This window comes from Gordonibacter sp. 28C (genome assembly GCF_003339845.1).
GTDB lineage: Bacteria > Actinomycetota > Coriobacteriia > Coriobacteriales > Eggerthellaceae > Gordonibacter.
In genome coordinates this window covers 178319-203534 of record NZ_PPTR01000003.1, presented here as the reverse complement: position 1 = coordinate 203534, position 25216 = coordinate 178319, and the positions used below count along the sequence as shown (strand labels likewise).

Annotated in this window: 26 protein-coding genes; 16 read left to right on the top strand and 10 right to left on the bottom strand. The window is 66.5% G+C overall.

Going from position 1 to position 25216, the window contains the following annotated elements; translation table 11 throughout:
* The first annotated feature begins 152 nt into the window (after positions 1–152).
* From C1878_RS05090 to C1878_RS05055, 8 genes are all read left to right on the top strand, one after another.
* On the top strand, positions 153–1058 hold the full coding sequence (locus C1878_RS05090; protein ID WP_158539726.1) for a LysR family transcriptional regulator: 906 nt from the start codon (positions 153–155) through the stop codon (positions 1056–1058).
* Positions 1059–1264: 206 nt separating this feature from the next.
* Entirely contained in the window at positions 1265–2584 is a 1320-nt protein-coding gene (locus C1878_RS05085) for a CynX/NimT family MFS transporter (protein ID WP_114600613.1), read from the top strand.
* Positions 2585–2980: 396 nt separating this feature from the next.
* The gene (locus C1878_RS05080; RefSeq protein ID WP_114600612.1) at positions 2981–4111 is read left to right on the top strand and encodes an aldo/keto reductase; all 1131 of its coding nucleotides are present in this window, start codon (positions 2981–2983) and stop codon (positions 4109–4111) included.
* A gap of 84 nt (positions 4112–4195) precedes the next feature.
* Positions 4196–4981, top strand: coding sequence for a 7-cyano-7-deazaguanine synthase (locus C1878_RS05075; protein ID WP_114600611.1), 786 nt, complete (start codon positions 4196–4198; stop codon positions 4979–4981).
* On the top strand, positions 4981–5763 hold the full coding sequence (larB, locus tag C1878_RS05070) for a nickel pincer cofactor biosynthesis protein LarB (protein ID WP_114600610.1): 783 nt from the start codon (positions 4981–4983) through the stop codon (positions 5761–5763). The genes C1878_RS05075 and larB overlap by 1 nt, the downstream gene beginning before the upstream one ends.
* Before the next feature lie 5 nt (positions 5764–5768).
* Positions 5769–6323 carry a nickel insertion protein gene (larC, locus tag C1878_RS05065; RefSeq protein ID WP_114600778.1) on the top strand — a complete coding sequence of 185 codons (555 nt, stop codon included), beginning with the start codon at positions 5769–5771 and terminating at the stop codon, positions 6321–6323.
* 184 nt (positions 6324–6507) lie between these two features.
* Complete coding sequence (locus C1878_RS16830) at positions 6508–7098, top strand: GNAT family N-acetyltransferase (protein WP_369833528.1); 591 nt, start codon at positions 6508–6510, stop codon at positions 7096–7098.
* Positions 7099–7188: 90 nt separating this feature from the next.
* Entirely contained in the window at positions 7189–8502 is a 1314-nt protein-coding gene (locus C1878_RS05055) for an amidohydrolase family protein (RefSeq protein ID WP_241963613.1), read from the top strand.
* A gap of 65 nt (positions 8503–8567) precedes the next feature.
* Here the strand turns inward: C1878_RS05055 and C1878_RS05050 are convergent, their stop codons facing one another.
* The 4 genes from C1878_RS05050 to C1878_RS05035 all read right to left on the bottom strand — a co-directional run bounded on the left by C1878_RS05050 (position 8568) and on the right by C1878_RS05035 (position 13013).
* Positions 8568–10343, bottom strand: a complete 1776-nt coding sequence (locus C1878_RS05050) for a VWA domain-containing protein (protein WP_114600608.1) — start codon at positions 10341–10343, stop codon at positions 8568–8570.
* A gap of 126 nt (positions 10344–10469) precedes the next feature.
* Positions 10470–11720 (bottom strand): MFS transporter, encoded by a 1251-nt coding sequence (locus C1878_RS05045; RefSeq protein WP_147272908.1) that lies wholly within the window; start codon positions 11718–11720, stop codon positions 10470–10472.
* A gap of 5 nt (positions 11721–11725) precedes the next feature.
* The gene (locus tag C1878_RS05040; protein WP_114600606.1) at positions 11726–12568 is read right to left on the bottom strand and encodes a hypothetical protein; all 843 of its coding nucleotides are present in this window, start codon (positions 12566–12568) and stop codon (positions 11726–11728) included.
* Complete coding sequence (locus tag C1878_RS05035) at positions 12558–13013, bottom strand: RNA polymerase sigma factor (protein ID WP_255417924.1); 456 nt, start codon at positions 13011–13013, stop codon at positions 12558–12560. The genes C1878_RS05040 and C1878_RS05035 overlap by 11 nt, the downstream gene beginning before the upstream one ends.
* Positions 13014–13447: 434 nt before the next feature.
* On the opposite strand from C1878_RS05035, the gene C1878_RS16975 reads away from it, so the two are divergent.
* The 4 genes from C1878_RS16975 to C1878_RS16445 all read left to right on the top strand — a co-directional run bounded on the left by C1878_RS16975 (position 13448) and on the right by C1878_RS16445 (position 17357).
* Positions 13448–13579 carry a hypothetical protein gene (locus C1878_RS16975; RefSeq protein ID WP_255417923.1) on the top strand — a complete coding sequence of 44 codons (132 nt, stop codon included), beginning with the start codon at positions 13448–13450 and terminating at the stop codon, positions 13577–13579.
* Positions 13580–13826: 247 nt separating this feature from the next.
* On the top strand, positions 13827–15836 hold the full coding sequence (locus tag C1878_RS05030) for a RecQ family ATP-dependent DNA helicase (RefSeq protein WP_114600604.1): 2010 nt from the start codon (positions 13827–13829) through the stop codon (positions 15834–15836).
* A 74-nt stretch (positions 15837–15910) separates the two neighbouring features.
* Complete coding sequence (locus tag C1878_RS05025; protein ID WP_114600603.1) at positions 15911–16414, top strand: RNA polymerase sigma factor; 504 nt, start codon at positions 15911–15913, stop codon at positions 16412–16414.
* Positions 16401–17357 (top strand): hypothetical protein, encoded by a 957-nt coding sequence (locus tag C1878_RS16445; RefSeq protein WP_147272907.1) that lies wholly within the window; start codon positions 16401–16403, stop codon positions 17355–17357. The genes C1878_RS05025 and C1878_RS16445 overlap by 14 nt, the downstream gene beginning before the upstream one ends.
* A gap of 36 nt (positions 17358–17393) precedes the next feature.
* On the opposite strand, the gene C1878_RS05015 is transcribed toward C1878_RS16445, so the two are convergent.
* Entirely contained in the window at positions 17394–18182 is a 789-nt protein-coding gene (locus C1878_RS05015) for an NYN domain-containing protein (RefSeq protein ID WP_114600601.1), read from the bottom strand.
* 85 nt (positions 18183–18267) lie between these two features.
* Between C1878_RS05015 and C1878_RS05010 the strand changes: the two genes are divergently transcribed.
* Positions 18268–18558 (top strand): hypothetical protein, encoded by a 291-nt coding sequence (locus C1878_RS05010; protein ID WP_114600600.1) that lies wholly within the window; start codon positions 18268–18270, stop codon positions 18556–18558.
* 128 nt (positions 18559–18686) lie between these two features.
* A complete protein-coding gene (locus C1878_RS05005; RefSeq protein WP_114600599.1) occupies positions 18687–19388 on the top strand; it encodes a pirin family protein in 702 nt (233 codons plus the stop codon).
* Between the two features lie 46 nt (positions 19389–19434).
* Here C1878_RS05005 and C1878_RS05000 read toward each other — a convergent pair whose 3' ends face one another.
* Positions 19435–20340 (bottom strand): DUF2628 domain-containing protein, encoded by a 906-nt coding sequence (locus tag C1878_RS05000; RefSeq protein ID WP_158539725.1) that lies wholly within the window; start codon positions 20338–20340, stop codon positions 19435–19437.
* A gap of 379 nt (positions 20341–20719) precedes the next feature.
* Between C1878_RS05000 and C1878_RS04995 the strand changes: the two genes are divergently transcribed.
* Both C1878_RS04995 and C1878_RS04990 read left to right on the top strand, forming a co-directional pair.
* The gene (locus C1878_RS04995) at positions 20720–21682 is read left to right on the top strand and encodes a DUF5692 family protein (RefSeq protein WP_114600597.1); all 963 of its coding nucleotides are present in this window, start codon (positions 20720–20722) and stop codon (positions 21680–21682) included.
* Between the two features lie 120 nt (positions 21683–21802).
* Positions 21803–22480, top strand: a complete 678-nt coding sequence (locus C1878_RS04990) for a TetR/AcrR family transcriptional regulator (RefSeq protein WP_114600596.1) — start codon at positions 21803–21805, stop codon at positions 22478–22480.
* A gap of 15 nt (positions 22481–22495) precedes the next feature.
* Here the strand turns inward: C1878_RS04990 and C1878_RS16535 are convergent, their stop codons facing one another.
* The 4 genes from C1878_RS16535 to C1878_RS04975 all read right to left on the bottom strand — a co-directional run bounded on the left by C1878_RS16535 (position 22496) and on the right by C1878_RS04975 (position 25056).
* On the bottom strand, positions 22496–22645 hold the full coding sequence (locus C1878_RS16535; RefSeq protein ID WP_158539724.1) for a hypothetical protein: 150 nt from the start codon (positions 22643–22645) through the stop codon (positions 22496–22498).
* A 131-nt stretch (positions 22646–22776) separates the two neighbouring features.
* On the bottom strand, positions 22777–23937 hold the full coding sequence (locus tag C1878_RS04985) for a DUF4097 family beta strand repeat-containing protein (protein WP_114600595.1): 1161 nt from the start codon (positions 23935–23937) through the stop codon (positions 22777–22779).
* A complete protein-coding gene (locus C1878_RS04980; RefSeq protein ID WP_199519289.1) occupies positions 23921–24745 on the bottom strand; it encodes a DUF1700 domain-containing protein in 825 nt (274 codons plus the stop codon). The genes C1878_RS04985 and C1878_RS04980 overlap by 17 nt, the downstream gene beginning before the upstream one ends.
* The gene (locus tag C1878_RS04975) at positions 24742–25056 is read right to left on the bottom strand and encodes a PadR family transcriptional regulator (protein ID WP_114600594.1); all 315 of its coding nucleotides are present in this window, start codon (positions 25054–25056) and stop codon (positions 24742–24744) included. Before C1878_RS04975 ends, C1878_RS04980 begins: the two co-directional genes overlap by 4 nt.
* Between the last annotated feature and the right edge of the window lie 160 nt (positions 25057–25216).

Sequence of the window (25216 nt, the reverse complement as noted above, 5' to 3'; positions counted from 1 at the left end):
ACCCCTATCACCTTGACTCGCGGCCCCAGTTTATTTCCGCGCCCTTCGATTCCGGTTGACGAAAATGGCATAACCCATTCCACTTCCCGTATAATCGACGCAATCTCATGCATCGGGGCATGCCGATGCGAGGGAAATCAGAGGGGGCCGCTTTGAACATCGACAACCTGAGGGAATGCGTCGACCTTGCCAGAACCCTGAGCTTCACAAAGACCGCGCAGCGCTTCTACATCACCCAGCCCGTGTTGAGCAAGCATGTCGTCAATGTGGAGAAAGAGCTTGGCATCGAGATATTCTTGCGCGGGAAGAACGGCGTTCACCTGACAGGTATCGGGCGGACGTTCATCGACGGTTGCAAAGACGTCCTCGACCGCTACGACGGGGTGCTCGAGGAGGTCGAGCACTTGAAGTACGGCGAAGACCGGCCTATCGACCTGGGGTATCTGTACGGTGCGAGCTCCATCGTGCTGCCGAAGGCCATCCGGGCGTTCGGGAAGCGGCATCCATCCGTCGAGGTGCGCTACCTTTCCATGGAAATCGACGAGATACCGGGCGCGCTCGACGAGAACCGCATCGACCTGGCCATAACGGCCGATCTGGAAAAATTCGACCCCGACCGGTTCGCCTGGAGGAACCTCTACCGGGACTCCCTCTGCCTCATCGTTCCGAACACCCATCGCCTTGCCGATCGGAAGATCGTGCGCGTGGGGGACTTGGCCGGCGAGGAGATCATCGTTCCGCGCTCGTCGTTCATGCCGAACGAGACAAGTCACATCAGGAAGGTTCTCAGTCCCATCCTGGAAACCGTGACGCAGAAGCGGTTGATAGGGGATTTGAACAGCATTCGCATGTCCTTGATGGTGGAGGGGTGCGCCGCCATAGAGTTCGCGCACCTAAGGAATTACTTCACAGACGACGAGTTCGCCTTCATCCCCCTGGACGCCGCGTTGCCGGAGTTCAACGTCATCGCCCTGTGGAAGCGCTCGAACGAGACGGTGGCCCTGCTCGACCTTGCCGAGGAGTTCGAACGTCAGTGCTCCAAACTCGAGCGCCGCTGACCGCTTCAGCCTGCATGCTTCCGTTTTTGAATAGGTCATAACTTTTTCGAACGGGTGGCGCGGCACGGCGTCCCTCTATAATCGCATTGCTTGGGCGTTGGCGCCGATTGCGCCAGGGGAACGCCGAGCTTGATTCTGCGCCGCCGGGCGCTTACGAGGGGACGCGCAGAGACAGTTTTACTTCTAATCGCGAAAGGAGATTAGCAATGAGTGAGACTGCTCCAAACGTACCGGCCGCTGGCAAATTCAAATCAGCACAATGGGGTGTGGCGGAGGGGGAGCTGACCAACAGGCAGCGATGGCTGTGCTTCTGGTCGCTGTTCGTGTTCGGGTCCTGCTGCGTGTACCAGTGGCTCATGCCCGCTTCCATCCTTACCAACATAGGCGCCGTATTCAACATGGATCTGGACACTGCCGGCTGGATCATGTCCGTGTTCACCCTGACGGGTCTGCTTTTGGCCTACCCGGGCGCGTGGATCATGCGCAACGTGGGCATAAAGGTTTCCATTATCATAGCGGCCGTCCTCACCATCATGGGCAACGTGCTGGCGCTGCTGGCGGACAGCGGCACCCTGTTCATCTTCGCCCGCGCGGTGCAAGGCTGCGGTTTCGGCTTGATCGCCGTGATCGGGCCCAACATCATGCCCCGGCTTTTCCCGCTTGAGCGGCAGGGGCTCGTCATGGGCATCTGGTCCCAGTGGGTCTGCCCCGGCGTTGCGCTGGCCTCGCTTTCCACGCCGCTGCTGTACGCGGCGTTCGGGTGGAAGTCCATCTTTGTCCTGTCGCTTGCGCTGCAGGTGGTCACCACCCTGCTCGTGCTGGCGTTCGTGAAGATGCCGGTCGTTCCGGAGAACGTCCGCGCCAAGGGCCAGGGCAAGGCCAGGATGGGGAAGCCCTCCAAGGCCTACACGATCAGCGCCTTCGCCGTGGGCTTCTGCTTTCTGGCATGGTGCACCAGCTACCCCACCTTCAACACCTTCTATCCGACGTACGCCCAGACCGTGCAGGGCATGGATCTGTTCACGGCCTCGATGACCACGTTGGTGGCGGCCGTCGCGACCATTCCCGGCGGCATTCTGTTCGGGCTTGTCGCCGACAAGATCAAGCAGCGGAAGTTCATGCTGATAGCGGGGTACGTCCTGCTCATCGTGGTGTGCGCCACCGTGCTGTGGTCCAACTCCCAGAACCAGGCGCTTGCTTGGGGCAGCATCATCTTCCTGGGCTTCTTCTGCGCGGGACTCGTTCCCACGATGTCGCGCGCGCTCATCCCGGTTTTGGCGCAGGATCCCGCCACCACCGACTACGCCCTCACCGGCATGGCGTTCGTGACCCAGCTTGGAGGTTTCATCGCGGCTTTCTTCGGCACCATCGCCGCAGGCTCCACCTACCAGTTCGCGGCGCTGACGTTCGTGGTGCCCCTGTGCGCCGCCGCCGTGATCGTGCTCCTGTTCGTGAAGAACGACCATCGCATGAAGCGCGGGGAGATCGCTTCCGAAGGGGAGGCGGTGCAGCAAGCCGCGTCGTGACGATGCGCGAGGGGGCCGCGTCGAAAGCCGCCGGACGTGCGTTTTCGACGATTGCCCTGCAGAGCAAGGGCTCTGCCCTTGCCGGATACACGAGAGAAAGCATCTTGCTGAACGGGCGGGCAGGGTCTTCGCCCTCTCCGCGAGAAGCGCTTCGGCGGCGCTCTGGTAGCCGCCATCCTGCGACCGGGTCGGAAGCTTGGCTTCCGGCCCGGTCGCGCATCGGTGAAGACAATGTGGGCGCGGGCTTTCTCGTGGCGGTTCGATGGGCTTCTGCGGTAGCATTTCTGGTTGTTCAAGGCGGGTTGCGCCGAAGGCGTCGAGGCGCGAGCGGCCAGGGCGGCGCGCGATTCGCCCCGAGGCCGTCGTTTGCGCGGCGGAGCGAGGAAAGGACGATACATGGCCTGCACGTACATCGATCTTCCGAAGCTGGGCTTCGGGTTCATGCGCTTGCCGGAGATCGAGGGGGCGGACGGCGAGAAAGACATCGACCTGGACACGCTCTGCGGCATGGTGGACACGTTCATGGACGGGGGCTTCACCTACTTCGACACGGCCCGCGGCTACCACGGCGGCAAGTCCGAGGCCGCGCTCAAGGCGACGGTGGTGGACCGCCACCCGCGCGCGTCGTTCCAGGTGGCCACGAAGCTGCCGGCTTGGATGGCCGAGGACGCCGATCACGCGCGCGCCATGTTCGACACGTCGCTCGAACAGACCGGCGCGGGCTACTTCGACTTCTTTCTGCTGCACAACCTGGGCGAGGACCGCACGAAGCTGTTCGACGACTTCGGGCTGTGGGACTTTCTGGCCGAGAAGAAGGCCGAGGGGCTCATCCGCAACCTGGGCTTCTCCATCCACGACAAGGCGGCCGCGCTCGAGGGGGTGCTCGACGCGCACCCCGAGGTCGACTTCGTGCAGCTGCAGGTGAACTACGCCGACTGGGAGAGCGAGACCGTGGAGTCGCGCAAGTGCTACGAGGCCGCCCGCGCCCGCGACCTGCCCGTCGTGGTGATGGAGCCCGTGAAGGGCGGTTCGCTGGTGAAGCTGCCCGACGCCGCCGTCGACGTGCTGCGCAATGCCGATGCAGACGCGCCGCTGGCCTCGTGGGCGCTGCGCTTCGCGGCCTCGCTGCCCGGCGTGCTCACGGTGCTCTCGGGTATGTCCACGCCCGAGCAGGTGGAGGAGAACGTGCGCACCATGCGGGCGTTCCGGCCCGTCGACCGCGAGGAGCGCGCGGCGCTCGATCACGTGCGCGCCATCCTCGACGGCATCCCCACGGTGCCGTGCACCGACTGCCGCTACTGCGTGAAGGAATGCCCGCAGGGCGTGCGCATCCCCGCCGCGCTCGCGTCGCTCAACATCCTGACGCTCTACGGCGACGATCACCGTGCGCAGGAGAACTACGATTGGAACGCCTCGGACGGGCCGGCTTCCAGCTGCATCGCCTGCGGCACGTGCGAGAGCGTGTGCCCCCAGCACATCGGCATCGTGCGCGAACTGGCGCGCGCGGCCGAGCTGTTCGAGAAGTAACCGCGCATCCGCTTGACTTGGAGTGCGCTTCAAGGTTTATGATGACCGGCGGCCGTCGGCCGAAAACGGGAAGGATGCACTGTCATGGGCAAAATCGAGAACGGTCAGGACGTGGACGTCGAGGCGCTCGACGCCTTCTTCGCGCGTACGCCGCGGCTGGCCGTGGCGTTTTCCGGCGGCACCGATTCGTCGTATTTGGTGGCCGCGGCGAAGCGGGCCGGCGTCGAGGTGAGGGCCTACCTCGTGCGCTCGGCGTTCCAGCCCCCTTGCGAGACGGCCGACGCCGAGCGCCTGGCCGCTGAGCAGGGCGCGGAGCTGACCGTGGTCGACGTCGACGTACTGGAGCGAGACGAGATCTGCGAGAACCCGCCCGACCGCTGCTACTTCTGCAAGCGCTTCATCTTCTCCACCATTCGGGAGCGCATGGAGGCCGACGGCTTCGACGTGTTGGCCGACGGCACGAACGCGACGGACGACCCCGAGAGCCGGCCGGGCTTCCGTGCCCTGGCCGAGCTGGGCGTGGTGTCGCCGCTGCGCCGCGCGGGCATGAGTAAGGACGACGTGCGCGCGGCCTCGCGCGAGCTTGGCCTGTTCACGGCTGGCAAGCCCAGCTTCTCGTGCTTCGCCGTGTACGTGGAGCCGGGCGAGCGCATAACGACGGAGTCGCTGCGCGCGGCGGCCAGGACCCCGGAGGTGGCGGCGAAGTTCATCGCGCGCAACGCGGCCGTGGGCAACGGCCTGGGCGAGGCGTGCCCCGCCGACAGGAACGTGCCGCATCTGGCGGACGACGGGTTGGCCGGCGAAGGACCCGCGGCAGAGCAGCCCGCCCCAGACGCGGATGCCGCCGACGAGGCGGAAGGAGCCCGGTAGTGGAGGAACGCGAGATGCGTACGCTGCTGGCGGCGGTGGCCGAAGGCTCGGTCGATCCGGACGAGGCGGCCCTGCGCTTCAAAACGGCGCCGTTCACGGACTTGGGCTACGCGAAGGTGGACCATCAGCGCGGGGTGCGCCAAGGCGTGGCCGAGGTGGTGTACGGGGCCGGCAAGACGCCCGCGCAGATGGCCGGCATCGTGGCCTCGATGCGCGAGGCCGGGCAGGAGCGCGTGCTGATCACGCGGCTGTCGCCCGAGGCGGCCAGCGAGGTGCGGGCGCTTTTGCGGGAGTCCGACCCGCAGGCGGCCGAGGCCCTCGCCTACCACGAGCTGCCGCGCCTCGGCATCGTGGGCGGCATGCCCGCACCCGACGGCAACGGGCGCATCGTCATCGCGGCGGCCGGCACGAGCGACCTTTCCGTGGCCGAGGAGGCCGCGTTCACGGCCGAGGTGCTGGGCAACGACGTCGTGCGCCTCTACGACGTGGGCGTGGCGGGTATCCACCGGCTGCTGGCACATGCCGACGACATCGCGTCGGCGCAGGTGGTGGTGGCCGTGGCCGGTATGGAGGGTGCGCTTGCGTCCGTCGTGGGAGGCATGGCGTCGTGCCCGGTCATCGCCGTGCCCACGAGCGTGGGCTACGGCGCTTCGTTCGGCGGCGTGGCGGCGCTTTTGGCCATGCTGAACTCGTGCGCGTCGGGCGTGTCCGTGGTGAACATCGACAACGGCTTCGGCGCCGGCTACCAAGCAAGCGTCATCAACCATCTGAAAGCGAAGTGATCTTCATGACCCCCCTTCATCTCGACCTCACTCGCGACGCCACGCGCCGCTCGATCCTCGCCGACCTGCGCGGACGTCTGGACGGCAGCGCGCGCGACGCGCTCGACGCCGCCGTGGAAGCGGCCGGCGTGCCCGATCGGCACCATCACGACCTGCCCGACGTGCTGGCCACTATCGACGGCCTGGCGGCCAGCGAGCGCGTGAAGGACGACATGCGCGCCGTCTACCGCATCCTGGCCCAAGCCGAGGCGTCCGTGCACGGCTGCGCGGTGGACGAGACGCACTTCCACGAAGTGGGCAACGGCGAGGCCGTGCGCAACGTGGCCGCCGTGTGCCTGTGCGTGGAGGCGCTCGACCCCGACCGCATCACGGCCACTCCCGTTCAAACAGGCAGCGGCACGGTGGTGTGCGCCCACGGCGAGCTGCCCATTCCCGCGCCGGCCACGGCCGCGATCCTTGACGCGGGCATTCCCGTGTGCGCCGAGCGCCTGGATGGCGAGCGCTGCACCCCCACGAGCGCGGCCCTCGTCAAGCATTTCGTCGACGAGTTCGATGCCTGAGCCCGACGAGGCGGTTCGAGATACGGCCGCCAGCAACCTCCCCTTCGGCACAGTAATCACCGATTCTCTGCACGTGGGCTGCCCCGTGATCGACTCAGAATCACGTGAGCTGGGCAAATATTCGGCGCAGACGGACGGCGACGAGCTGGAGAGGGCTTTTCGGCCAAAATCATGCAGAGAATCGGTGATTACTGTGCCGAAGGGGGCCCGGTGCGCGTCGACGGTGCGCGAAAGGCCAATTCTCGAAACCGAACGCCTGGTTCTGCGGGAAATGGTCGAAGCTGATTTCGAAGCGCTTTGCCGCACGCTGCAGGACGGGAAGGCCATGTACGCCTACGAGGGCCCCTTCGACGACGCCGAAGTCAAGGAATGGCTCGACCGTCAGCTGGCCCGCTACCGCGACGACGGCTTCGGCCTTTGGGCGGCCGTGCTGAAGGATACGGGCCGCTTCGTCGGCCAGTGCGGTTTGACCGTGCAGGACTGCGACGGGGTGCCGGTGGTGGAGGTGGGCTACCTGTTCGAGCGCGCGTACTGGCATCGCGGTCTGGCAACCGAGGCCGCCGTCGCCTGTCGCGACCACGCGTTCGACGTGCTGGGCGCGGACGAGGTGTTTTCCATCATCCGCGACACGAACGAGGCGTCGCAGGCGGTCGCCCGCCGAAACGGTATGACGCCGCGCAGCTCCTTTATCAAGCATTATCGCGGCGTGCGCATGCCCCACATCGCGTACTCGATCACGCGCGAGGAGCGCGCCCTGCTCGCCTTGCGCGCTTGAGCGCTTTCGGCGGCGGGCGAACCGTCGTATACTGGCGCTGATGCAAAGACGATGGCGGCGCGACGGACGTGCTGCGGAAAGCGGGAGATCATGGCCTACGTTTTCACTCACGCCACCGTGCTCGACGGCACGGAGAATATGGAGCCCCAGCCCAACATGACGGTGGTGGTGGACGACGCGGGCCGCATCGACAAGGTGGGCCCGGCGGCCTCCACTACGGGCCCGTTGGGTGCGCGCGAAGTCGACCTGGCCGGGGCGTACCTTATGCCCGGCCTGGTCAACGCGCACGTGCACTTGTGCGGTTCGGGCAAGCCCATGAGCGCGGGCGGGGCGGGCGACCTCATCGACAAGGTGGTGGGCAACCCGGTGGGAATGTGGGTGCTGCGCCGCATGATCCGCAGCCACGCGCAGGCCCAGCTGGCCAGCGGCGTTACCACGGTGCGCTCGGTGGGCGATCCCGGGTTCGCCGACGTGGACGTGCGCGACGCCGTGAACGCGGGGAGGTTCCCCGGGCCGCGCCTGCTCGTGTCGGGCGTGGGCGTCACGGTGCCGGACGGCCACGGCGCGGGGCTGTTCGCCCATGTTGCGAAATCGCCCGAGGAGGCGCGCGAGATCGTGCGCACGTGCTTCGGCCGCAACTGCGACTTGGTGAAGCTGTTCATCACGGGTGGGGTGTTCGACGCCGAGGTGGAGGGCGAGCCGGGCGTGCTGCGCATGTCGCCCGAGGTGGCGCGGGCCGCCGTGGAGGAGGCCCACAAGTTGGGCATGGTCACGGCCGCGCATGTCGAGAGCGCCGAGGGCGTGCGCGTGGGCTTGGAGGCCGGTGTGGACACCATCGAGCACGGCGCGGAGCTGGACGACGGGCTCATCGCGCTGTTCAAGAAGAACGGCGTCGGGCGCGCCTCGTCGCTCACCTGCACCGTCTCGCCCGCGCTGCCGTTCGTGGACCTGGACCCCGAGAAGACGAAGTCCACCGAGGTGCAGAAGACCAACGGCCGCATCGTGTACGAGGGCATCGTGCGCGCCGCCCAGCAGGCGCTGGTCGCCGGCATCCCCGTGGGGCTGGGCACCGACTCGTCGTGCCCCTACATCACGCACTACGACATGTGGCGCGAGGTGGTGTACTTCGAACGCATCGTGGGAGCCTCGCGAACGCTCGCGCTGCACACGGCCACGCTCGGCAACGCGCGCATCCTGGGGCTGGGGGACGAGACGGGCTCCGTCGAGGCGGGGAAAGCCGCCGACCTCATCGTGTGCGACGAGAACCCGCTCGACAACCTGGAGGCCCTGCGGCGCGTGCGCATGGTCATGGCGCGCGGGCATTTGGACGAGCGGCCCCGCGTGAAACGCCAGCCCGACTTGGACGCCGAGCTGGACGGCTTCCTGCCGAGGGCTGCCGGGTAGCTGGAGGCCTTTCGGCTGGGATTCGGTGTTATCGCAGGCGTTCGCAACCCTGCGCGGACGCTCCGTTATCGGCCGCGTGCGTAGGGGGTTGGCTCCGGTTCCGCGTCGCGGAGGGCGAGGGTCTGCAGTAGGCCCGCGAACTCGGCGCGTTCCTCGTCGCGGGCGTCGTCCATCAGATCGAGCGCCGTTTGGAACGTGGCCGTGCCCGCATGGGGCGACTGGCACAGCACCATGCCGCATTCGGCGACGGCGGCCGCGAAGCGCCAGTCGGCGCTCGGCGCGGCGACGAGGGACGAGGCGTCCACGACAAGAGCCTGCTCCCGCGCCCCGTCCTGCCCGACAGGACGGTAGCGCATGGAGCAAACGAGCCATTCGCCGCCGTCGGTGCAGATGGCGATGCCCCTTTGCCCATCGTCGTTCGCGTTGGCGTCGGTGCCCGCGTTTGCGCTCGGAATCGCATCTTTCGCGTCGCCGTACCTCAGCTGCGGTTCGGCCACCTGGAACGGCGAGTCGGCCGGCACCACCTCGTAGGCTACCGTGAACGCGCAGCCTGCACCCACCTCGCCCGCGTCGACCGCGTCGTCGCGGAAGGCCTCGTCCGCCAGCGCGCGGTTCTCGTAGCCGATGAGCCGGTAGCCCTTGACCTGCGCGGGGTTGAACTCTACCTGCAGCTTCACGTCGTCGGCCAACGGCGTGAAGTTCGCCAGCAGGTTGCGGTCGAGCACGCGCCGGGCCTCGGCCTCGCAGTCGATGTAGTGGTAGGAGCCGTCGCCGTGGTCGGCGAGCGTCTCCATTTTGGAGTCCTGGTAGTTCCCCGTGCCGAACCCGAGCACCGACAGGTACACGCCGCGCCCGCGCCGTTCGTCCACGAAGTCGTGCAGGTCGCTCTCCGAGGACATCCCCACGTTCAAGTCGCCGTCGGACGCCATGACGATGCGGTTCGCGCCTCCTTCGACGAACTGGCGCTCGGCCACGTCGTAGGCCGTGCGCAGGCCGGCCTCGCCGTTCGTGGATCCTTCGGCGCGCAGGCTTCCGATGGCGCGCAGGATGCGCCGCTTGTCGGCGCCGCTCGCGCCTTCCAGCACCACGCGCTCCTCGCCGCTGTACGTGACGACGGACACGCGGTCGCGTTCGTCCAGGTTCTCGACGAGCATGGCGAAGGCGCTCTGCAAAAGCGGCAGCTTGTCGGCATCGGCCATGGATCCGGACACGTCGATGAGGAACACGAGGTTCGCGCCCGTTTCCGGCGCGCGCTCGGCGGGGGTCGTGGCAAACCCCATGACCAGCAGCTTCGTGTCGGGGTTCCACGGGCAGTCCGCCATCTCGGCCGTCACGCCGAACAGGTCGTCTCCCTCGGGCGGGGCGTAGTCGTAGTCGAAGTAGTTGAGCATCTCCTCGATGCGCACGGCGCCGGAGGGGATTTCGGCGGGATAGGCCCCCTCGCGCACCATGCGGCGCAGGTTGGCGTAGGAGGCCGTGTCCACGTCGGCCGAGAACGTGGAGAGCGGGCGCGCGGCCGTGGAAACGAACCCGGTCTCGTCGACGGCCGCGTAGCCCTCGCCGGAGTAGGGGTCGGCGTAAGGGGGCACACCGCCGTAGGGCGGGCAGGAGGCCGACGCGTCGGCCGAGGAGGCTCCTGCCCTCGCGTCGCCGACGGCCATGATCTGGCTTTCCGTGTTGGACGAGCCGAGCTTGGCCGAGACCGCGCCGTAGTACCGGCTGGCCGCGAATCCCAGCGCAACGACGATCGCGAGCGCGACGGCTGCCGCGACGGCGAACGCGGCGCGCGGTCGCTTCCGGCGCTCTGCGGGGGAGCGGTACTCGTTCGGCGGTATGGACATGGACGGTCTCCTTCTCGATCGCTTCCTCTTCCAACACGATCGAGCGGCCCGTTTTGTCGGGGAAATTTCGGCGGGCGAGAGGGCGGAGGGGTGGGAGGGGGCGAGGCGCGGGATCGAATCCGCACGTCAGCGGGCGTTTCCGCGCTTCTTCTCCTCATGGGTCCAGAGGGCGTAGACGGCCACGCCCACGGCGAGGATGGGCAGGCCGGCCAGGAACATGGCGGTGAACCCGAACGCCCCCGACACCACGCCGCCGATGATGGGGCCCAACGCGTATCCCACGTCGGTGCCCAAGAGGTACGTGGACATGGCAACGCCGCTGCGCTCGGGCGGTTCCAGCTGTCCGCAGCGAGCTTGGATCGACGGCGTGACCGTTCCGCTGCCGAGCGCCTTGCACGCCGCCGCAGCCAGGAACAGCCACAGCTGCTGCGAGAAGGCGATGAGCACGACGGCCACCGCCTCGAACACGGCCGAGGGGTAGAACACGGCCGAGAGCCCGTGCCGGTCGGCCCGGCGCCCGGCGAACGGGCGCGAGACGAGCAGCGTGAGCGAGTTGACCACGAAGAACGCCGAGATGCCCACGACGCCGCGCTCGTCGCCCACGAGCACGATGTAGGTGGCGATGATGGACCAGATGGTGAGGTAGCAGCATGCGGCTATGGCGAGCGGCAGCGACTTGACGCTGATGAAGGCGGCTATTCCTCGCGGCTTGGCTGCGGTCGGGGAGGTGCGTGGGGGTTCGCCGGAAGCGTCGCGTGCGGGGCCGCTGGAAGGTGCCGCCCCTGCGCTGCTCCGCACCCGCACGAACAGGCCGAGCGCGAACGAGGCCGCCGCCACGACGGCACCCGCCAAGAACATGGCGGCGAAGCCGAAGCGGTCGCTCACCAGCACGCCGAACGCCGGGCCGAGCGCGTTCGCGAACACGTAGGACGTTCCGAACCAGCCCATGCCCTCGCTGCGCCGCTCTTCCGGGATGGCGTCGAGGGCGAGCGCCGAGATGGCCGTCCCGAACAAGGCGTAGAAGAACCCGTGCACGGCGCGCAGCGCCACGAGGGCAACCAGGCTCGTGGCGAACGCGTAGCCCACCTGCGCGGCGCAGGCCACGACGATGGACACCATGACGATGCGCTTGCGGCCCAGACGGTCGGACAGAAACCCGCTCGCCGGTCGCGCGACCAGGGCGACGAAGGCGAACACGCTGGCCACGACGCCCGCCCACGCGAGGGTGGCGCCCTGAGCGAGCGCGTACTTCGCGATGACGGGCGTGATCATGTTGTAGGTGAACAGGTCGAAGGTCTGGATGGCGGTGAGCAGCACGAACTCCCGCGTCCACAGGCGCCTGCCCGCTCCGCTCCTATTCGCACCGCCGTCGCGCAAGGACCCTACCCCGCTTCGTCCGCCCAGTAATACCGATCGCCGCCATCATAGCGCACCGCGAAAGGATGCGCCACGTCCGCCGAGGCGAACACCGCGCAGGCCGTCGTGTCGCCGCTCGCGCCGCCGAAAGCGGTCGCCTGCTCGAGCTCGGCTCCCACGAGGGAGGGGTCGGCCGTCAGCGGGCGGCCGGCGTCGTCGAGGACGACGCGAAGGGTTTGCCCGGAGGCCAGCTGCACGAGCGGGTAGCGCGCGCCCGCGTCCTCACCTGCGCTTCCGTTGGAAGAGGAGGACGCGCTCTCGGCGCCAACGCTCTGATCTGCCTGGGGCGCCTCGTTGCCGGTCGAAGCGTCCTTCGACGGCTCTGCGGACGAGCCGGCGGAGGCGCCGTCGCCGATCGATTGCACGGCGCTCTGGGAGGAGCCCGACGTGTTGCGGCCGTTGAGGCCGTTCGCGTAAAGCGCGAACGCGCCCACGCCGGCCACCAGCACGAGGCAGGCGGCCGCGGCGACCGCTTGCAGGACGAAGCGCGACGTCCTCGCCGTCTTGCGCTGCTGCGTGGGGCAGTCGGCGACGATGGGCTTCAGCGGGAGGCCGCCCGTTTCGCGGGCCGTTGGGAGCGCGTGCTCGCCGCGTGCTGAGAGCACGGCGGCGAGCATGCGGGCCTCGGCCTCCTCGCTCGGGCCCATGCGGTCGAACGCGGAGGCGATCGCGTCGTCGAGAGCCACGTCCTGCGGACGCCTCGGGGCATGGGCGGGGGCCGCTTCGGCTCGCGACGCGTCGCCGTTCTCGCGGCGCGTCCGGCCGATCGGGCCTTCGGCGTCGATTCGACGGAATCGCTCATCGTCCACGTTCCCCACCTCCCAGCATGTCTCTCAGCAGCGTGCGGGCCTCGCTCAGGTGGCTGCGCACCGTGGAGGCGGGCGTGCCGGTGAGCGCGGCGATGTCGGCGGTGCGGTACCCTTCGTAATAGTACAGGTACACGCAGGTCTTGTACTTCGACGGCAGGGCGAGCACCGCTTCGAGCGTCTCGTCGCCTTCGGGGCGCGCCCCCTCGTCGGGAAGGTCGTCCGGCAGCTCCGCCGTGCGACGGCGCGAGGCGCTTTTCAACACGTCGCGGCAATGGTTCTGCGCGCACACGATGAGCCACGCCTTCTCGTGCTCTTCGTCGTTGAATTTCCGCGGTCGGTCGAGCAGCTTCATGAACACGCTTTGCGTCGCGTCCTCCGCGTCGGTCGCGCTTCCAAGGTGCGCGAAGCACAGGCGGTACACCGTCTTCACGTGGCGGCGGAACACCGCGGCTATGTCGTCGTTCTTCGGCAGGTTTTCGCCCTTTCTGCCCCCAACACGATCGAGCGAAGGGAAATGTCGGGAAAACGAGGAATTTTTTCTCGGAGAGTCCGCGAATCTCGTTCTCCGACTCGTTCGCCATGGTAGCTTCTCGTCCGAAACGACGCAACCGTGCGAGAACCGTTAGATCGCCGTCCGAACCTTGCAGAACGACCGTCCAAATCGTGCGCGAACCTTGCGGATTCGCCGTCCGAACCTTGCACGTTTCTTGCACGGATCCAATACGAATCAAACGGAAATCCAACGCTGAGTACGGCCTGTTCAAACACTGAAAATAGATTTTGATTCGTCGCAGGAAAACGCTCTTGGCCGTGCTAGAATGCCTCGCGTCAGCGGTGTCCGTTTTCGGTGGGTGATGCCTTAGAGATAAGGAGGACCCCATGGATGGTTTCAACCTGATCGCAGGAGTTTGTTCCATCTTGTCATTTCTTCTGGCAGCCTACGACTGGTCGCAACGAAGACGGAAAGCGAGGGGCAAGGCGAAACGAGCACCAAAAAGGCGGCAGAGCTGACACTCTAGCCGCCTAACCTAGTCCCGCGTTGCCCGCCCAGAGCTCTAATCCTCGCGGGCACCGCTGACACTCTGCATTATACACACCGCAGCCGCCGGCGCAAGCACGATTTTTCAGAATGTCGGATAGGTGGAAAAGCGGTCGGCATTCGCCTCGCCGGCTTGCGGAGAGCCCTCCCGGCAAAGGCGTTGCGGTATGATGTCGAGCGAGACGAACGAGGGCGCGGGACCCGGAAAGGACACGACGCATGGTTGACGCGGCGGCCGCCAAGGCGGCATTGCGGGAGCATTTCGGCTACGAGGAGTTCCGGCCGGGGCAGCTCGGCGTGGTGGAGGCGATCCTCGGCGGCCGCGACGCGCTCGCCGTCATGCCCACGGGCGCCGGCAAGTCCGTGTGCTACCAGGTGCCCGGCATCGTGCTGCCGGGGCTCGCGCTCGTGGTGAGCCCGCTCGTGTCGCTCATGGGCGACCAGGTGCGCGCGCTGCTGGACGCGGGCGTGCGCGGGGCCTACCTTAACTCCACGCTCACGCCCGGCCAGCAGGCCACCGTGCTGCGCCGCGCGCTCGCGGGCGCCTACCAGATCATGTACGTGGCGCCCGAGCGCCTGGCCGACCCGCGCTTCCTCGAGTTCGCGCGCGAGGCGAGCATTCCCCTCGTCGCCGTGGACGAGGCGCACTGCGTGTCGCAGTGGGGCCAGGACTTCCGCCCGTCGTATTTGGCCGTGGGCGATTTCATCGCCCAGCTGCCGCAGCGCCCCGTCGTGGCGGCGTTCACCGCCACGGCCACCGAGCGCGTGCGGCGCGACATCGTGCGCCTGCTCGATCTGCGCGACGCCTACGAGGTGGTTACCGGCTTCGACCGCCCGAACCTCTACTTCGGCGTGGAGCGCATGGAGCCGAAGAGGAAGCTCGCCTGGATCGGAAACTACGCGCTCGCGCATCCGGGCGACTCAGGGATAGTGTACTGCTCCACCCGCAAGGACACCGACAAGGTGCACGCCGCGCTCGTGGCAGCGGGCGTGCGCGCGGCGCGCTACCACGCGGGCATGTCCGCGGCCGATCGCACCGAGAGCCAGCGCGCGTTCATCGCCGACGACGCGCCCGTCATGGTGGCCACGAACGCGTTCGGCATGGGCATCGACAAGTCGAACGTGCGCTACGTGGTGCACCACAACATGCCCGGCAGCATCGAGGCGTACTACCAGGAGGCCGGTCGCGCCGGGCGCGACGGCGAGCCTTCCACGTGCATGCTGCTGTGGAGCGACGGCGACGTGTCGACCTGCCGCTTCTTCATCGAGCAGGAGTCGGGCAACGAGGAACTCACCTCCGAGGAGGCCGACGCCGTGCGCTCGTCGCGCCGCCGCCTTCTGGAGGCCATGGTCGGCTACTGCCACACCACCGGCTGCCTGCGTCGCTATATTTTGGATTACTTCGGAGAGCAGGCACAGGTCGTTCGTAGCGTCAGCGAGGGTGCGGCTAATGCCGAAGATTGCGGTGAAGGTCCAACGAAGCGTGCTTTCGCACGCGAGGAGGGCTTGGAGCCGCAAGATTCGGCATTAGCCGCACCCGCAGCGTCGGGTGGTTCCGACTGCCGACAGGCAGTCGGAACTTGTTGCTCGAACTGCGGGGGGACGTTCGACGCCGTGGACGTGACCGACACGGCGCGGGCCGTCATGCGCTGCGTGCAAGAGCTTCGCGGGCGCTTCGGCAAGGGGCTCGTGGTGGACGTGCTGCGCGGGTCGAAGAGCGCGAAGGTGCTGGACATGCGTTTGGACGAGGCTGCCAGCTACGACACGGTGGACGCATCGGCCGCGCAGGTCAAGGAGGTCGTCGAGCTTTTGGCCGCCGGCGGCTACCTTGTCATCACCGAGGGCACGTATCCCACCGTGGGGCTGGGCCCGCGCGCTCGCGAGGCCGCCGAGGACGGGTTCTCCCTCACCATGAAGAAGGTCGTGCGCAAGGCCGACCGCACGCGCTCTGCAGGGGGTTCCGGGCGCGTGTTCGGCGGCTCGGGCGCGGCTGCCGAAGTCGATCCGGAGCTGTTCGAGCGCTTGCGCGCGCTGCGCAAGCGCCTGGCCGACGAAGCTGAGGTTCCGCCCTACATCGTGTTCTCGGACGCCACCCTGCGCGACATGTGCGCGAAGCGCCCGACCACCGAGGACGAGTTCCTGGACGTCTCGGGCGTGGGTGCCACGAAGCTCGCCCGCTACGGCGAGGCCTTCCTCGCCGAACTCGCCGCCTACGGAAGCGAAGGGTAGGCGCAAAGAATTTTCGGACGAATATGAAACGCCTCGACGTCCTGCGCCGTTAACCGGGTAGAGAGGACGGAAGCATGGACGACGATGCGGCAGAGCGGCGGTGCGCCGCCGTGGACGAGGCGATGAGCGCATGGGGTGACGCGGTGTACCGCCTCGCCTACGCGCGTTTGCGCAACCGCGCCGACGCCGAAGACGTCATGCAGACGGTGTTTCTGCGCCTTTTACGTCGCGACGAGCCGTTCGTCGACGAGGGACATGAGAAAGCCTGGCTCCTGCGCGTCACCGCCAACTGCTGCAACGATCTGCATCGCAGCGCATGGAGCCGCCATCGCGCTGCGGGCGAGGACCTGCCGGACCTGGTTGCGATCGACGACGGTGCGCTTCGAGACGTTTGGGAGGCGGTCGGGTCGCTTCCGGAGTCGCAGCGCGATGTCGTCCACCTGCGCTGCGAGGAAGGCTACGAAGTGGACGAGATCGCCGAGATCCTCGGCGTCAAGCCGGCGACGGTGCGCGTGCGTCTGCATCGAGCGCGAAAGGCGCTGCGTACGATGTTGGGAGGTTCCCGTGGGCATCGATGATTTCGAAAAGGATTACCGCAAGCTCCAAGGGCGCATCGCGCCCAGCGCCGAAGCGCGCTCGAGGGTTGCCGACGCGGTTCGGAAGGATGCCTTCGCCGAAAGCGAGGAGCGCCTTGGGATCGATAGGGTTGGTCGGGCTCGATATCGGGTGAGAGGGGTGGATCGAAGCATCCGCCCCCTAAGCGGCGCGTTCCGCTCTTTCGCTGCCGCCGTTTGCGCCGTTCTCGTTTGCGCAGGGCTGGTCGTGGTTGCCGTAAACGGTGGGGGAGGGTCGAGCCGCTTCGACATTCAAGCCTATGCGGCCGAATCGGGTACGGTCCAGCCGTCTCGCGACGGCCTGGTCGCGTTCAGCTATGGAGAGGTTGCGTTCGCGACACCCGACAAGGGGGGAGGCCAGTTCACAGGATGCATGTTCCAGATCGCGGGCGAGAACATCGCGAGCGTGGAGGCGTCACTCGATCGCGGCGAGCTCTATCGTTGCGACGAGGAGTGGGTGCAGGCGGAAAGCGGCGAGATAGAGGCGCTGATGGGGGCCGAAGGCGACTGGCAGGCTTCCCTTGCGAAAGCGTATGCCGACGGCCGAACGCATCTGTTTCGCTTTACGCGGCTTGGGCCTTCGGTCGTCGAGGAGGGCTCTGCTGCCGTCGGGATGCGGCTCGGCATGTGGCTTCCCGATGCAGGCGACGGGGAAGGCGCCTCTTCCGGGCTGGGCGCGGACATGCTGCCGCTCGAATGGCTCGACGGCGCGAAGCTGACCGTGTCCGTGCGGTTCGCCGACGGAGCAAGCGAAACCAAGGAGGTCGTCCTCCATACAGGCTACCTGAAAACCGTTACAGTCGAAGAGAACGGAGTCGAGTGGCGCGTGGCCGTTCCCGAACTTGCCGACGGCCCCGACCCGGCCGGCCAATCGACGTTCTATACGCTCTACGGCACCATCGAATAGTTTCTGAGCAAGTCCCTTTCGCGGCCAAGGCCCGATCTACCCGCGCGAGCGGGGAGATGCCGGCGCTGCCGCGGGAAGGCAGCGGGTTTCGATTGCGTCGACGTGCTCTCGAAGGCTCGGGGTGATGGTGTGCCACATCGGATCCAGCACGAAGTCGATGCCCTCCCTTCGCGCGTGCTTGGCTGCGGGGACTATGTCGCTGTCGCCTGCGACGAGCACGATCCTGTCGACGAGTTTCTTATGGGCGAGCGATGCGATGTCCAGGCCGATTTTCATGTCGACGCCTTTTTGGGTGATGTCGAGCATGAAGTCTTCTTCGGCAAGGTCGTCAACCGTTCGCTCTTTCCGACAAAGGCTGCGGACGGCTTGTCTTTTCAAGACGTACTCGCTTTGGCTGTCCAAAAGCTCTCCCATGCGCAAGGCGCATCGATCCATTCGCCTGAGGGCGGCGTGGAACGCCGTGCTCCAAGCGTGAACGTCGGTTTTCGATAGATCGACTGTTCTTCCGAGGAGGGGATGAAACACCTTCTTTTTAGACGGGGCGCTGTCGTAGTAGAAGATTCGATAAAGCCTGCTTCTTTCCGGAACGTGCTTATGGCAATAGCGTTGCAGTTCGCGCGCGCGTTCTTCGGGCTCCTTCGCCCCAAAGAGATAGTTTGCTCGTTTGAGGTAAAACCCTCCATCGACCAAAACGGCGATCCTCAAACCATTCTCGACAGGATACGGACAATGAAAAACCCCTTGGTTCGGCCTATCCCGGATAATGGGAGACGTACTGCAAGGGGCTTGCTGTGATGAACATTGTATCTCGTCCGACAAATCCATGTCAACGCCCCTTCCGCCGATATTGTACTATAATGCAAAAGGCATCATAACCATTATTGTACGAAAGTGCAACAAAGGAGGCGATATGGCGAAGCAAAACAGCGTAGTCGACTGGGAAACGTACGGGATCTTGCTCAAGGCCTCGCGCCTTGCCAACGGTTACTCGCGCGGGGCGGCGCTCGCGCAGGCGGTGAAGGAGACCACGGGGTTGAGCGTGTCGGAGCGGACGGTGTACGCGCTAGAAGACGCGAGCCGCACGCCCTCCGCCGACATCTTCCTCGCCCTGCAGCAGGTTCTGCCCGAGCTTCGCGATCCCGAGTACATGAGGCCCGCCTTCAAGCAAAGCGGGATCGAGGTCATGCTCGTCGAGCTCTGACGGTTTTTCTCCGCCCGCCCGGCAGCCCGGCCGCCCGCCTGCCGTTACGCTCCCGTGAGCCAATCGCCATACGCCCATCGTATCGATGCTATATGCTACCTTCAAAACAACAGTTAGGAGATAGCATCATGATCAACGTCATCAAACGCGAAACCATGGGCAAAAGCGAGCGCGGTTGGCTGCACAGCCAGTTCCACTTCTCGTTCGCCGAGTACTACAACCCCGACAACATCCAATTCGGCGCGCTTCGCGTCGTGAACGACGACACGTTCGACCCGCACGGCGGGTTCGACACGCATCCCCACGAAGATATGGAGATCATCAGCTACGTGGTGGACGGCCGGCTCACCCATCGGGACAGCATGGGAAACGGCAGCACGCTCGGCCGCGGCGACGCGCAGTACATGAGCGCCGGCACGGGTGTTCGCCACAGCGAGTTCAACAACACCGACGAGCCGCTGCGCTTCCTGCAAATTTGGATACTGCCCGACGCGAAGGGCTACGAGCCCAACTACGGCGACCATCGATTCGCGTGGGAGGACCGCGTGGGGAAGTGGCTGGCCATCGCCTCCGGCAGGCAGGGCGCGGCGCCTATCGCCATCCATCAGGACATGGACGTGTCGGCGGCCGTGCTCGACGCCGGCGAGACGCTGAGCTACGACCTGAAGCCGGGTCGGCAGGCCTATCTCATCCAAATCGAGGGCGAAGGGGAGGTCAACGGCGACGAGCTCGCCGAGCGCGATGCCGCGGAGATCACCGACGAGGCGGAAGTGACCGTTCGCGCGAAGACGCCCTCGCACTACATCCTGTTCAACATGGCGGCCGAATAGGCGCGCATGCCGAAGATGCCGGCCGGCCGGACTTCCGGTCGGCCGGTCAACGCGAGCAGATGATGTCCAGCGCTTCGAGGTAGGCTTCCTCCAAGGCGTCGGTGTCCGATGCGAACAGCGAGCGAACCCGGGCTTCCAAATCGTCCAGACGCTCGATCTTCCTCTCGAACCGAGGCTTGTCCTTCGGCGACCATGTGCCCGACGCGGGCATGTCCGCGCCCATCTCGCACCAGGCGACGCATATCTCGAAAGCCGCCGTCTGCCGACCTATCAGGGTGAGCAGCGAGTCTTTCGTCACGTCGGCAAGGTAGATATCATCCGAGACGTAGGCGTCCTCGCCCATGCCCAGCTGGACGGGCTCCTCGACGTAGGGGTATCGCGCGCGCAAGTCGTCCAGGCGCGCGCCCTCGGGGCTGGCGTGGTAAAGCGCCGCTCCGCCGAACACCTCGACGACCGACACCAGAACGATCGCCAAGACGCCCGCCACGACCGCTCGCGCGGCAGTTCCTCCCGCGGCGCGCACGCTCGCTTCCCAGGCGGCGCCGTCGTTGCCGTGGAGCTGCGCGGCGCTTGCGGCGGCGTCGGCCTTCCGCCGGTACAGCGGGTAGAAAGCGAGGCCCAAGACGACGCTCGCCAGCAAAGACGCCGCGGAAAGCACGGTGGAGAGCAATCCGTCGGGGAAAAGCGAGACGACGACGTTGGCGCATAGCCAGACGATGCCGGGAGCGTACAGCTTTCGGTACAGGAAGTAGAGAGGCCCGACAAGCAGGGTGAGCCAGCTGAAACCGCCGTCGCGCATCTTGCCCGCCATGCGATCCGCGCGGGCCGGATCGCATGCGCCGCGTCCTTGGACGAACAGGCGGTACACGTCGGGGCGGGCACCTTGGCCGCTTGCGCCGGCGCCGCCGCTCGAAGCGCCGAAACGGGTGCCGGACCCTGCGTCTTCCGTCATACGGGCAAGCCCCCCTGCCGTTTCCTCGCGGATAGGCGGCCGTTTCGCGATGCGCTTTGGAGCGGCCGTTGTCGATGCGATTATATTCGAGCGAAGACGATTGTGCAATCGGAGCGGACAGGGCGCATGCGCGAGGCGTCCGCGTCCGGCGGCATCCCAACCTCGCCGTTTCGACGGGGCTCGCGAACGTCGCGTTGCGTTGCCGCTCGTTCGCCGCGTCCCCTCCGGCGTTTCACACGCAAGCCCCATCTGTAAAGATTTTTCCCGCGCCGCTCCCTATACTGGGCGCGAAGGTCGGCGGCGGGCGCGTGATCGCGGGCCGACGCACCGCGGGCGGCGAGGGGTCGTCCGGGCGATACGAGGACAAGGGGGGCGGAAAATGGGCATTCTCTACCAAGCGGAAGACCCGTTGTACTGGGCTATATGGCTGTTCGTGCTGTTCGCGCTCATGGCGTTCAACGAGTTGGGGCGCGTGAGGCTGTGGTGCGGCGTCGTGCTGTTCGCAATCGTGCCCTTGGCGCTCACCGTCTTCGTGTGGCCCACCACGGCCGCGCCGGGCAACGAGTACGGCACCGGCACGTGGTTCAACTGGGTGAAGACGTACTCGGCGCTGGCCGGCTGCCTGGGTTTCATGGCGCTGCGCTTCGTGAAGTGGCGGGGCAAGGACGGCCGGACGCACCATCTGTACGAGAAGCGCTGGGCGCTGTGCTTCCCGCCGCTCATCCTGGCCGTGAACATCGCCGAGGCCGTCGTGCGCGACTTCCAGGTGTTCGGCTTCGGCCTGTGGCAGGGCGGCGTCGTCGAGAACCTGTGGACCATGTCGGGGCCGTGGAACATCATGAACGGCATCGCCGGCATCCTGAACATCGTCACCATCTGCGGCTGGTTCGGCATCATCATCTCGAAGGACAAATCCAAGGACATGATCTGGCCCGACATGATCTGGGCTTGGATCATCGCCTACGATTTGTGGAACTTCGCCTACACGTACAACTGCATCTCCGACCACTCGGCCTACGCCGGCCTTGCGCTGCTTCTGGCGTGCACCATCCCCACGTTCTTCATCAAGAAGGGTGCCTGGTTGCAGCACCGCGCGCAAACGCTGGCGCTGTGGATCATGTTCGTGATGACCGTGCCGCAGTTCGCCGACGTGCTGGCGCCCATTCCCACCACGCACAATCCCACGGCGTTCTTCGTCGTGAGCCTGCTCGCGTTGGTCGCGAACGTCGCCGTGGCCGTGTACCAGTTCGGCAAGATCCGCCGCAACAAGCTCAACCCGCTCAAAGACGAGCTGTACGCCGACACGAAGGCGTACCGGAACGTGCTCGAAGAGAACGAATAACGGCCCAACGGGCCGAAGGGTCGCTCGATCATGGCCGCCGCGTCGCGCATACCGTATACTGGTGCCGTCCGCCCTGCTCGGGGCGGGCGGCACCGGCATGCAACGGGAAAGGAACCGGCCATGCGGCTCGGCACGCGGCAGACGAGGTACGCCCCCATCAGCACGGAGTGCGGAGCGCAGGGCGCGGAGCGCGGTCGCTTGGACGGCGTGGCGGGCGACATCATGCTGGCGGCGCGCAGCCTGTTCGAGACGCGGGGCGTGCGCGCGACCACGGTGAAGGACATCGCCTCCGAAGCGGGCGTGACGCGCGAGCTGGTGTACTACTACTTCGAGAACAAGCAGGCCGTCGTAGAGGCCGTGCTCGACGACTACGTGGAGGACCTCGTGGAGAGCGTGGTCGTGTGGAACGAATCGCGCAAGTTCGGCGACATGGCCGGCTCGCTGCGCGCCTGCGTGGCCACGTTCCGTCGGGCGCTTTACGACGCGGCCGGCAACCCGCGCCCCATGATAGCCGTGCTGGAAGAGCTGGGGGTGCGCGACTCGTTCGACGTGCGCGCCGTGCGCGAGACGGTCGACTGCATCAACGGGCGCGTGGTGGCCGAATACGCCGCCTACCGCCAGATAGAGATCGACTTCGTGTACGAGATGTTCTGCGTGGTCATCTTCGGCCTGGTTGGCCTGGTGAAGCTCAACCCCGACATCTCCGACGAGACGCTCATGAAGGTGATCGAGCAAACGCTGCGCCTGGACATGAAGCCGCTCGAGCCGCCGGATTCCGACGACGCGAGCGGGGAGTGACGCCGGACCGCATCTTCAAGCTCGGCGCCCTTCGCCCCTCAGCACGCCGCCGTAGGCGGCGACGGCGAACAGCGCGAAGCTGGCAAGCGAGAAAGCCGCCGTCGACAGCGCGACGGCCGGCTCGATGCCGGAGCCGCTCGCCTTCACCCAGTAGCCCATGTGCACGGGGAAGGATCGGTCGGCGAACGAGGCGCAGGTTACCTTGCCGGGTACCGGTTCCGGTTGTGCAAAGGTTTTATGGTTTGGACGACGGGGCGGTCGTTCTGGGCGACCGCCCCGAGAGGATGGTTGGTGCTTTAGGCTGTTGGGGCGGCAGGTGCTGCGGGCGCGGCAGGTGCTGCAGGTGCTGCCGGTGCAGCCGGGGCGCTCCCTCCCGTGTCGAGCGGGCTGGCCGCGGCGCTTCCGCCGGCGAAGCCCAAGGTGATGCTGCCGTTCATGGCGGAGGCCGTCACCTGCTTCGACGCGCTGGCATTGCCCTGCGGCGCATGCACGCTTCCGTTCGTCGACTGGGCGTCGATGCGGTAGTCGTCGGCCGATCCGACGAAGGTTGCGTTCACGTGGCCGCTGCCGGTTCCGAAGGAGGCGAGGGCCGCGTCGAGGTTCGTCATGTCGATGCTGCCGTTTACCGCGCGGGCGTCCAGCGAGCCGGTTATCATGTTGTCGGAGGTCACGTTGCCGCTCGTCGTGTCGAAGGAGACGCTGTCGGCTTTGATGGTCTGGGCGGATACGCTGCCGTTCATGGTGTGGGCGGCGATCGTTTTCGCGTTGATGCCGCTCGTGCCCACGTTGCCGCTCGTGGTGCTCAGGGCCACGTCGTCGGCCGTCACGTCGTTCGCGCTGACGCTGCCGTTCATGGACGAGGCGCTGACCTTCGTCGCACGCACGCCGTTGACCGTGGCCGACCCCGACGTGGTGGCCAGGCTTATCTCGCCGGCTTCGAGGCGCGTCGCCTGCACGTAGCCGTTGACGGTGGTGGCCTTGAACGACGCCAGGTCCGAAAGGCCGGTCGCGTCGATGCTGCCGCTGGCCGTCTCGGCCTCGATCGAGCCGGTGAAGCTGCGCGGCACCTTCACCACGGTACTGTGGTCGGTGAGGTTGAACACCATGAACTCGAATCCCATGAATCCCCTCTTCGGCTCGACCTCGATCTTGACCGTGCCGCCCTCGTCCGTCACGGTCACGTGGCGATTGGACTTTTCCCAGTACTCCACTTCGACGGCGTCGCCGTCGCTCGGCTCGAAGCGGACGCCCTCGTCGGTGTCTTGGACGACGATGGCGGCGTGGGGCGTTTCTGCTTCGGTGTTCAAGGTGCTTGTATTCGAAACCCAGTCGCGGGTGGTGTTCGACAGGTTCTCGAAGCGGAAGTCCGCCATGGCGAAGGCGCTCATGGACAGCGCGGCCCCGCCCAGCAAGAGCACGGTGGCGACGATCAGCACAGCTTTACGCGCGGTTGTCATGGTTCTGCGCTCCTTTCGAGTTCGGGGTCCCGTGCGCCGGCGCGCCGGGCGTGGGAGGGAAGGGGACGGTGGTCGTGGCGGGCCCGGAGGGCTGCGCCGCACCCGGGTAGACGGGGGCGTAAGGCGGTGCGGGCGGAGCGTAAGGGGGCGCGGGAGGCGCGCCTGCTCCGATCGGCGTGCCGGGGGCGGGGGCGTACCCCGTGCCGGCGCCTTCGCCGTCCTGGGCCCGTTTCACGAACAGCCCCTTGACCCAGCGGGCGAACCGGCGAGTCAGGCTGAACAGCCCCTTGCTGGCCGCCAGCACGCCGAACCAGGCGAACAGCCCCACGCCGGCGCCGGCCAGGCCGCACCCCAGCAGCCAGACGGCCGTGAGGGGATAGCCGGTGGCGAGGCACCACACGAAGCCCGCGATGCCGATGGGCCCGCACAGCAGCAGCACGGCCACGGTGACCCAGAGCGACACGATGACCGCCCAGATGGACAGGTACACCGAAAACGCGGTTGCTATCAACGCGAGCGCGATGGGAACCCAGATGGGGGAGAACACCACCAACAGCACGATGTTGAGCGTGCGGCTGCCCGTGTTCGCCTTCGCGATGGCCTTGGGGATGGCCGGCGTCTCGGCGATGATCTGAGCGGCGATGGCGTTCACAGGCCCGAGCGCCGCCACGGCGTCCCGCTCGCTCATGCCGTCCTCGATCCGGTCGTCGATCATTTCCGTGTAAAACGCTATCGACTGCTCCACCTCGTAGGATGGCAGCTTGCCGAGCGCGCGCCGCAGCGCATCGATAAACTCGGTCTTGTTCATTCTTTGGCACCTCGTTTCACGTAATCGTAGATGGAAACGACGTCGTCCCGCTCGCGCAGGAACTCGTCGATATGGCGCACGCCCGCTTCGGTGATGCGGTAGTACTTGCGCAGGCGCCCGTTGTGCTCGACGGAGTAGGTCGTGAGCAGCCCTGCCGCTTCAAGTCGCTTGAGCAGGGGATAGAGCGTCGATTCGGTCAGATTCAGGATGTCGGGCACGTCTTTGACGATCTGGTAGCCGTAGGAGTCCTGGCGGTTGATCGAGGCGAGCACGCAGACTTCGAGGAACCCTCGCTTCATCTGTGCGTCCATAGCATACCTCCTTTCGCCCTATACTATACATCGCATAGTATAGGGCGTCAACGGGTATCTGAAAAATTTGCTTCGCCATGGAGGCGGACGGGCTCGGAAGGCGAAGACGCCGAACGGAGAGGGCGCGGAAAAGCAAGTTCTCACGCCCGTTAGCGAAAAC

What these genes read in the sequence shown, in the direction of transcription:
- C1878_RS05085 (WP_114600613.1), top strand. Translation starts at nt 1,265, where the DNA reads ATGAGTGAGACTGCTCCAAACGTACCGGCCGCTGGCAAATTCAAATCA.
- C1878_RS05080 (WP_114600612.1), top strand. Translation starts at nt 2,981, where the DNA reads ATGGCCTGCACGTACATCGATCTTCCGAAGCTGGGCTTCGGGTTCATG.
- C1878_RS05075 (WP_114600611.1), top strand. Translation starts at nt 4,196, where the DNA reads ATGGGCAAAATCGAGAACGGTCAGGACGTGGACGTCGAGGCGCTCGAC.
- larC (WP_114600778.1), top strand. Translation starts at nt 5,769, where the DNA reads ATGACCCCCCTTCATCTCGACCTCACTCGCGACGCCACGCGCCGCTCG.
- C1878_RS05055 (WP_241963613.1), top strand. Translation starts at nt 7,189, where the DNA reads ATGGCCTACGTTTTCACTCACGCCACCGTGCTCGACGGCACGGAGAAT.
- C1878_RS05050 (WP_114600608.1), bottom strand. Translation starts at nt 10,343, where the DNA reads ATGTCCATACCGCCGAACGAGTACCGCTCCCCCGCAGAGCGCCGGAAG.
- C1878_RS16975 (WP_255417923.1), top strand. Translation starts at nt 13,448, where the DNA reads ATGGATGGTTTCAACCTGATCGCAGGAGTTTGTTCCATCTTGTCATTT.
- C1878_RS05030 (WP_114600604.1), top strand. Translation starts at nt 13,827, where the DNA reads ATGGTTGACGCGGCGGCCGCCAAGGCGGCATTGCGGGAGCATTTCGGC.
- C1878_RS05025 (WP_114600603.1), top strand. Translation starts at nt 15,911, where the DNA reads ATGGACGACGATGCGGCAGAGCGGCGGTGCGCCGCCGTGGACGAGGCG.
- C1878_RS05015 (WP_114600601.1), bottom strand. Translation starts at nt 18,182, where the DNA reads ATGGATTTGTCGGACGAGATACAATGTTCATCACAGCAAGCCCCTTGC.
- C1878_RS05010 (WP_114600600.1), top strand. Translation starts at nt 18,268, where the DNA reads ATGGCGAAGCAAAACAGCGTAGTCGACTGGGAAACGTACGGGATCTTG.
- C1878_RS05005 (WP_114600599.1), top strand. Translation starts at nt 18,687, where the DNA reads ATGATCAACGTCATCAAACGCGAAACCATGGGCAAAAGCGAGCGCGGT.
- C1878_RS05000 (WP_158539725.1), bottom strand. Translation starts at nt 20,340, where the DNA reads ATGACGGAAGACGCAGGGTCCGGCACCCGTTTCGGCGCTTCGAGCGGC.
- C1878_RS04995 (WP_114600597.1), top strand. Translation starts at nt 20,720, where the DNA reads ATGGGCATTCTCTACCAAGCGGAAGACCCGTTGTACTGGGCTATATGG.
- C1878_RS04990 (WP_114600596.1), top strand. Translation starts at nt 21,803, where the DNA reads ATGCGGCTCGGCACGCGGCAGACGAGGTACGCCCCCATCAGCACGGAG.
- C1878_RS04985 (WP_114600595.1), bottom strand. Translation starts at nt 23,937, where the DNA reads ATGACAACCGCGCGTAAAGCTGTGCTGATCGTCGCCACCGTGCTCTTG.
- C1878_RS04980 (WP_199519289.1), bottom strand. Translation starts at nt 24,745, where the DNA reads ATGAACAAGACCGAGTTTATCGATGCGCTGCGGCGCGCGCTCGGCAAG.
- C1878_RS04975 (WP_114600594.1), bottom strand. Translation starts at nt 25,056, where the DNA reads ATGGACGCACAGATGAAGCGAGGGTTCCTCGAAGTCTGCGTGCTCGCC.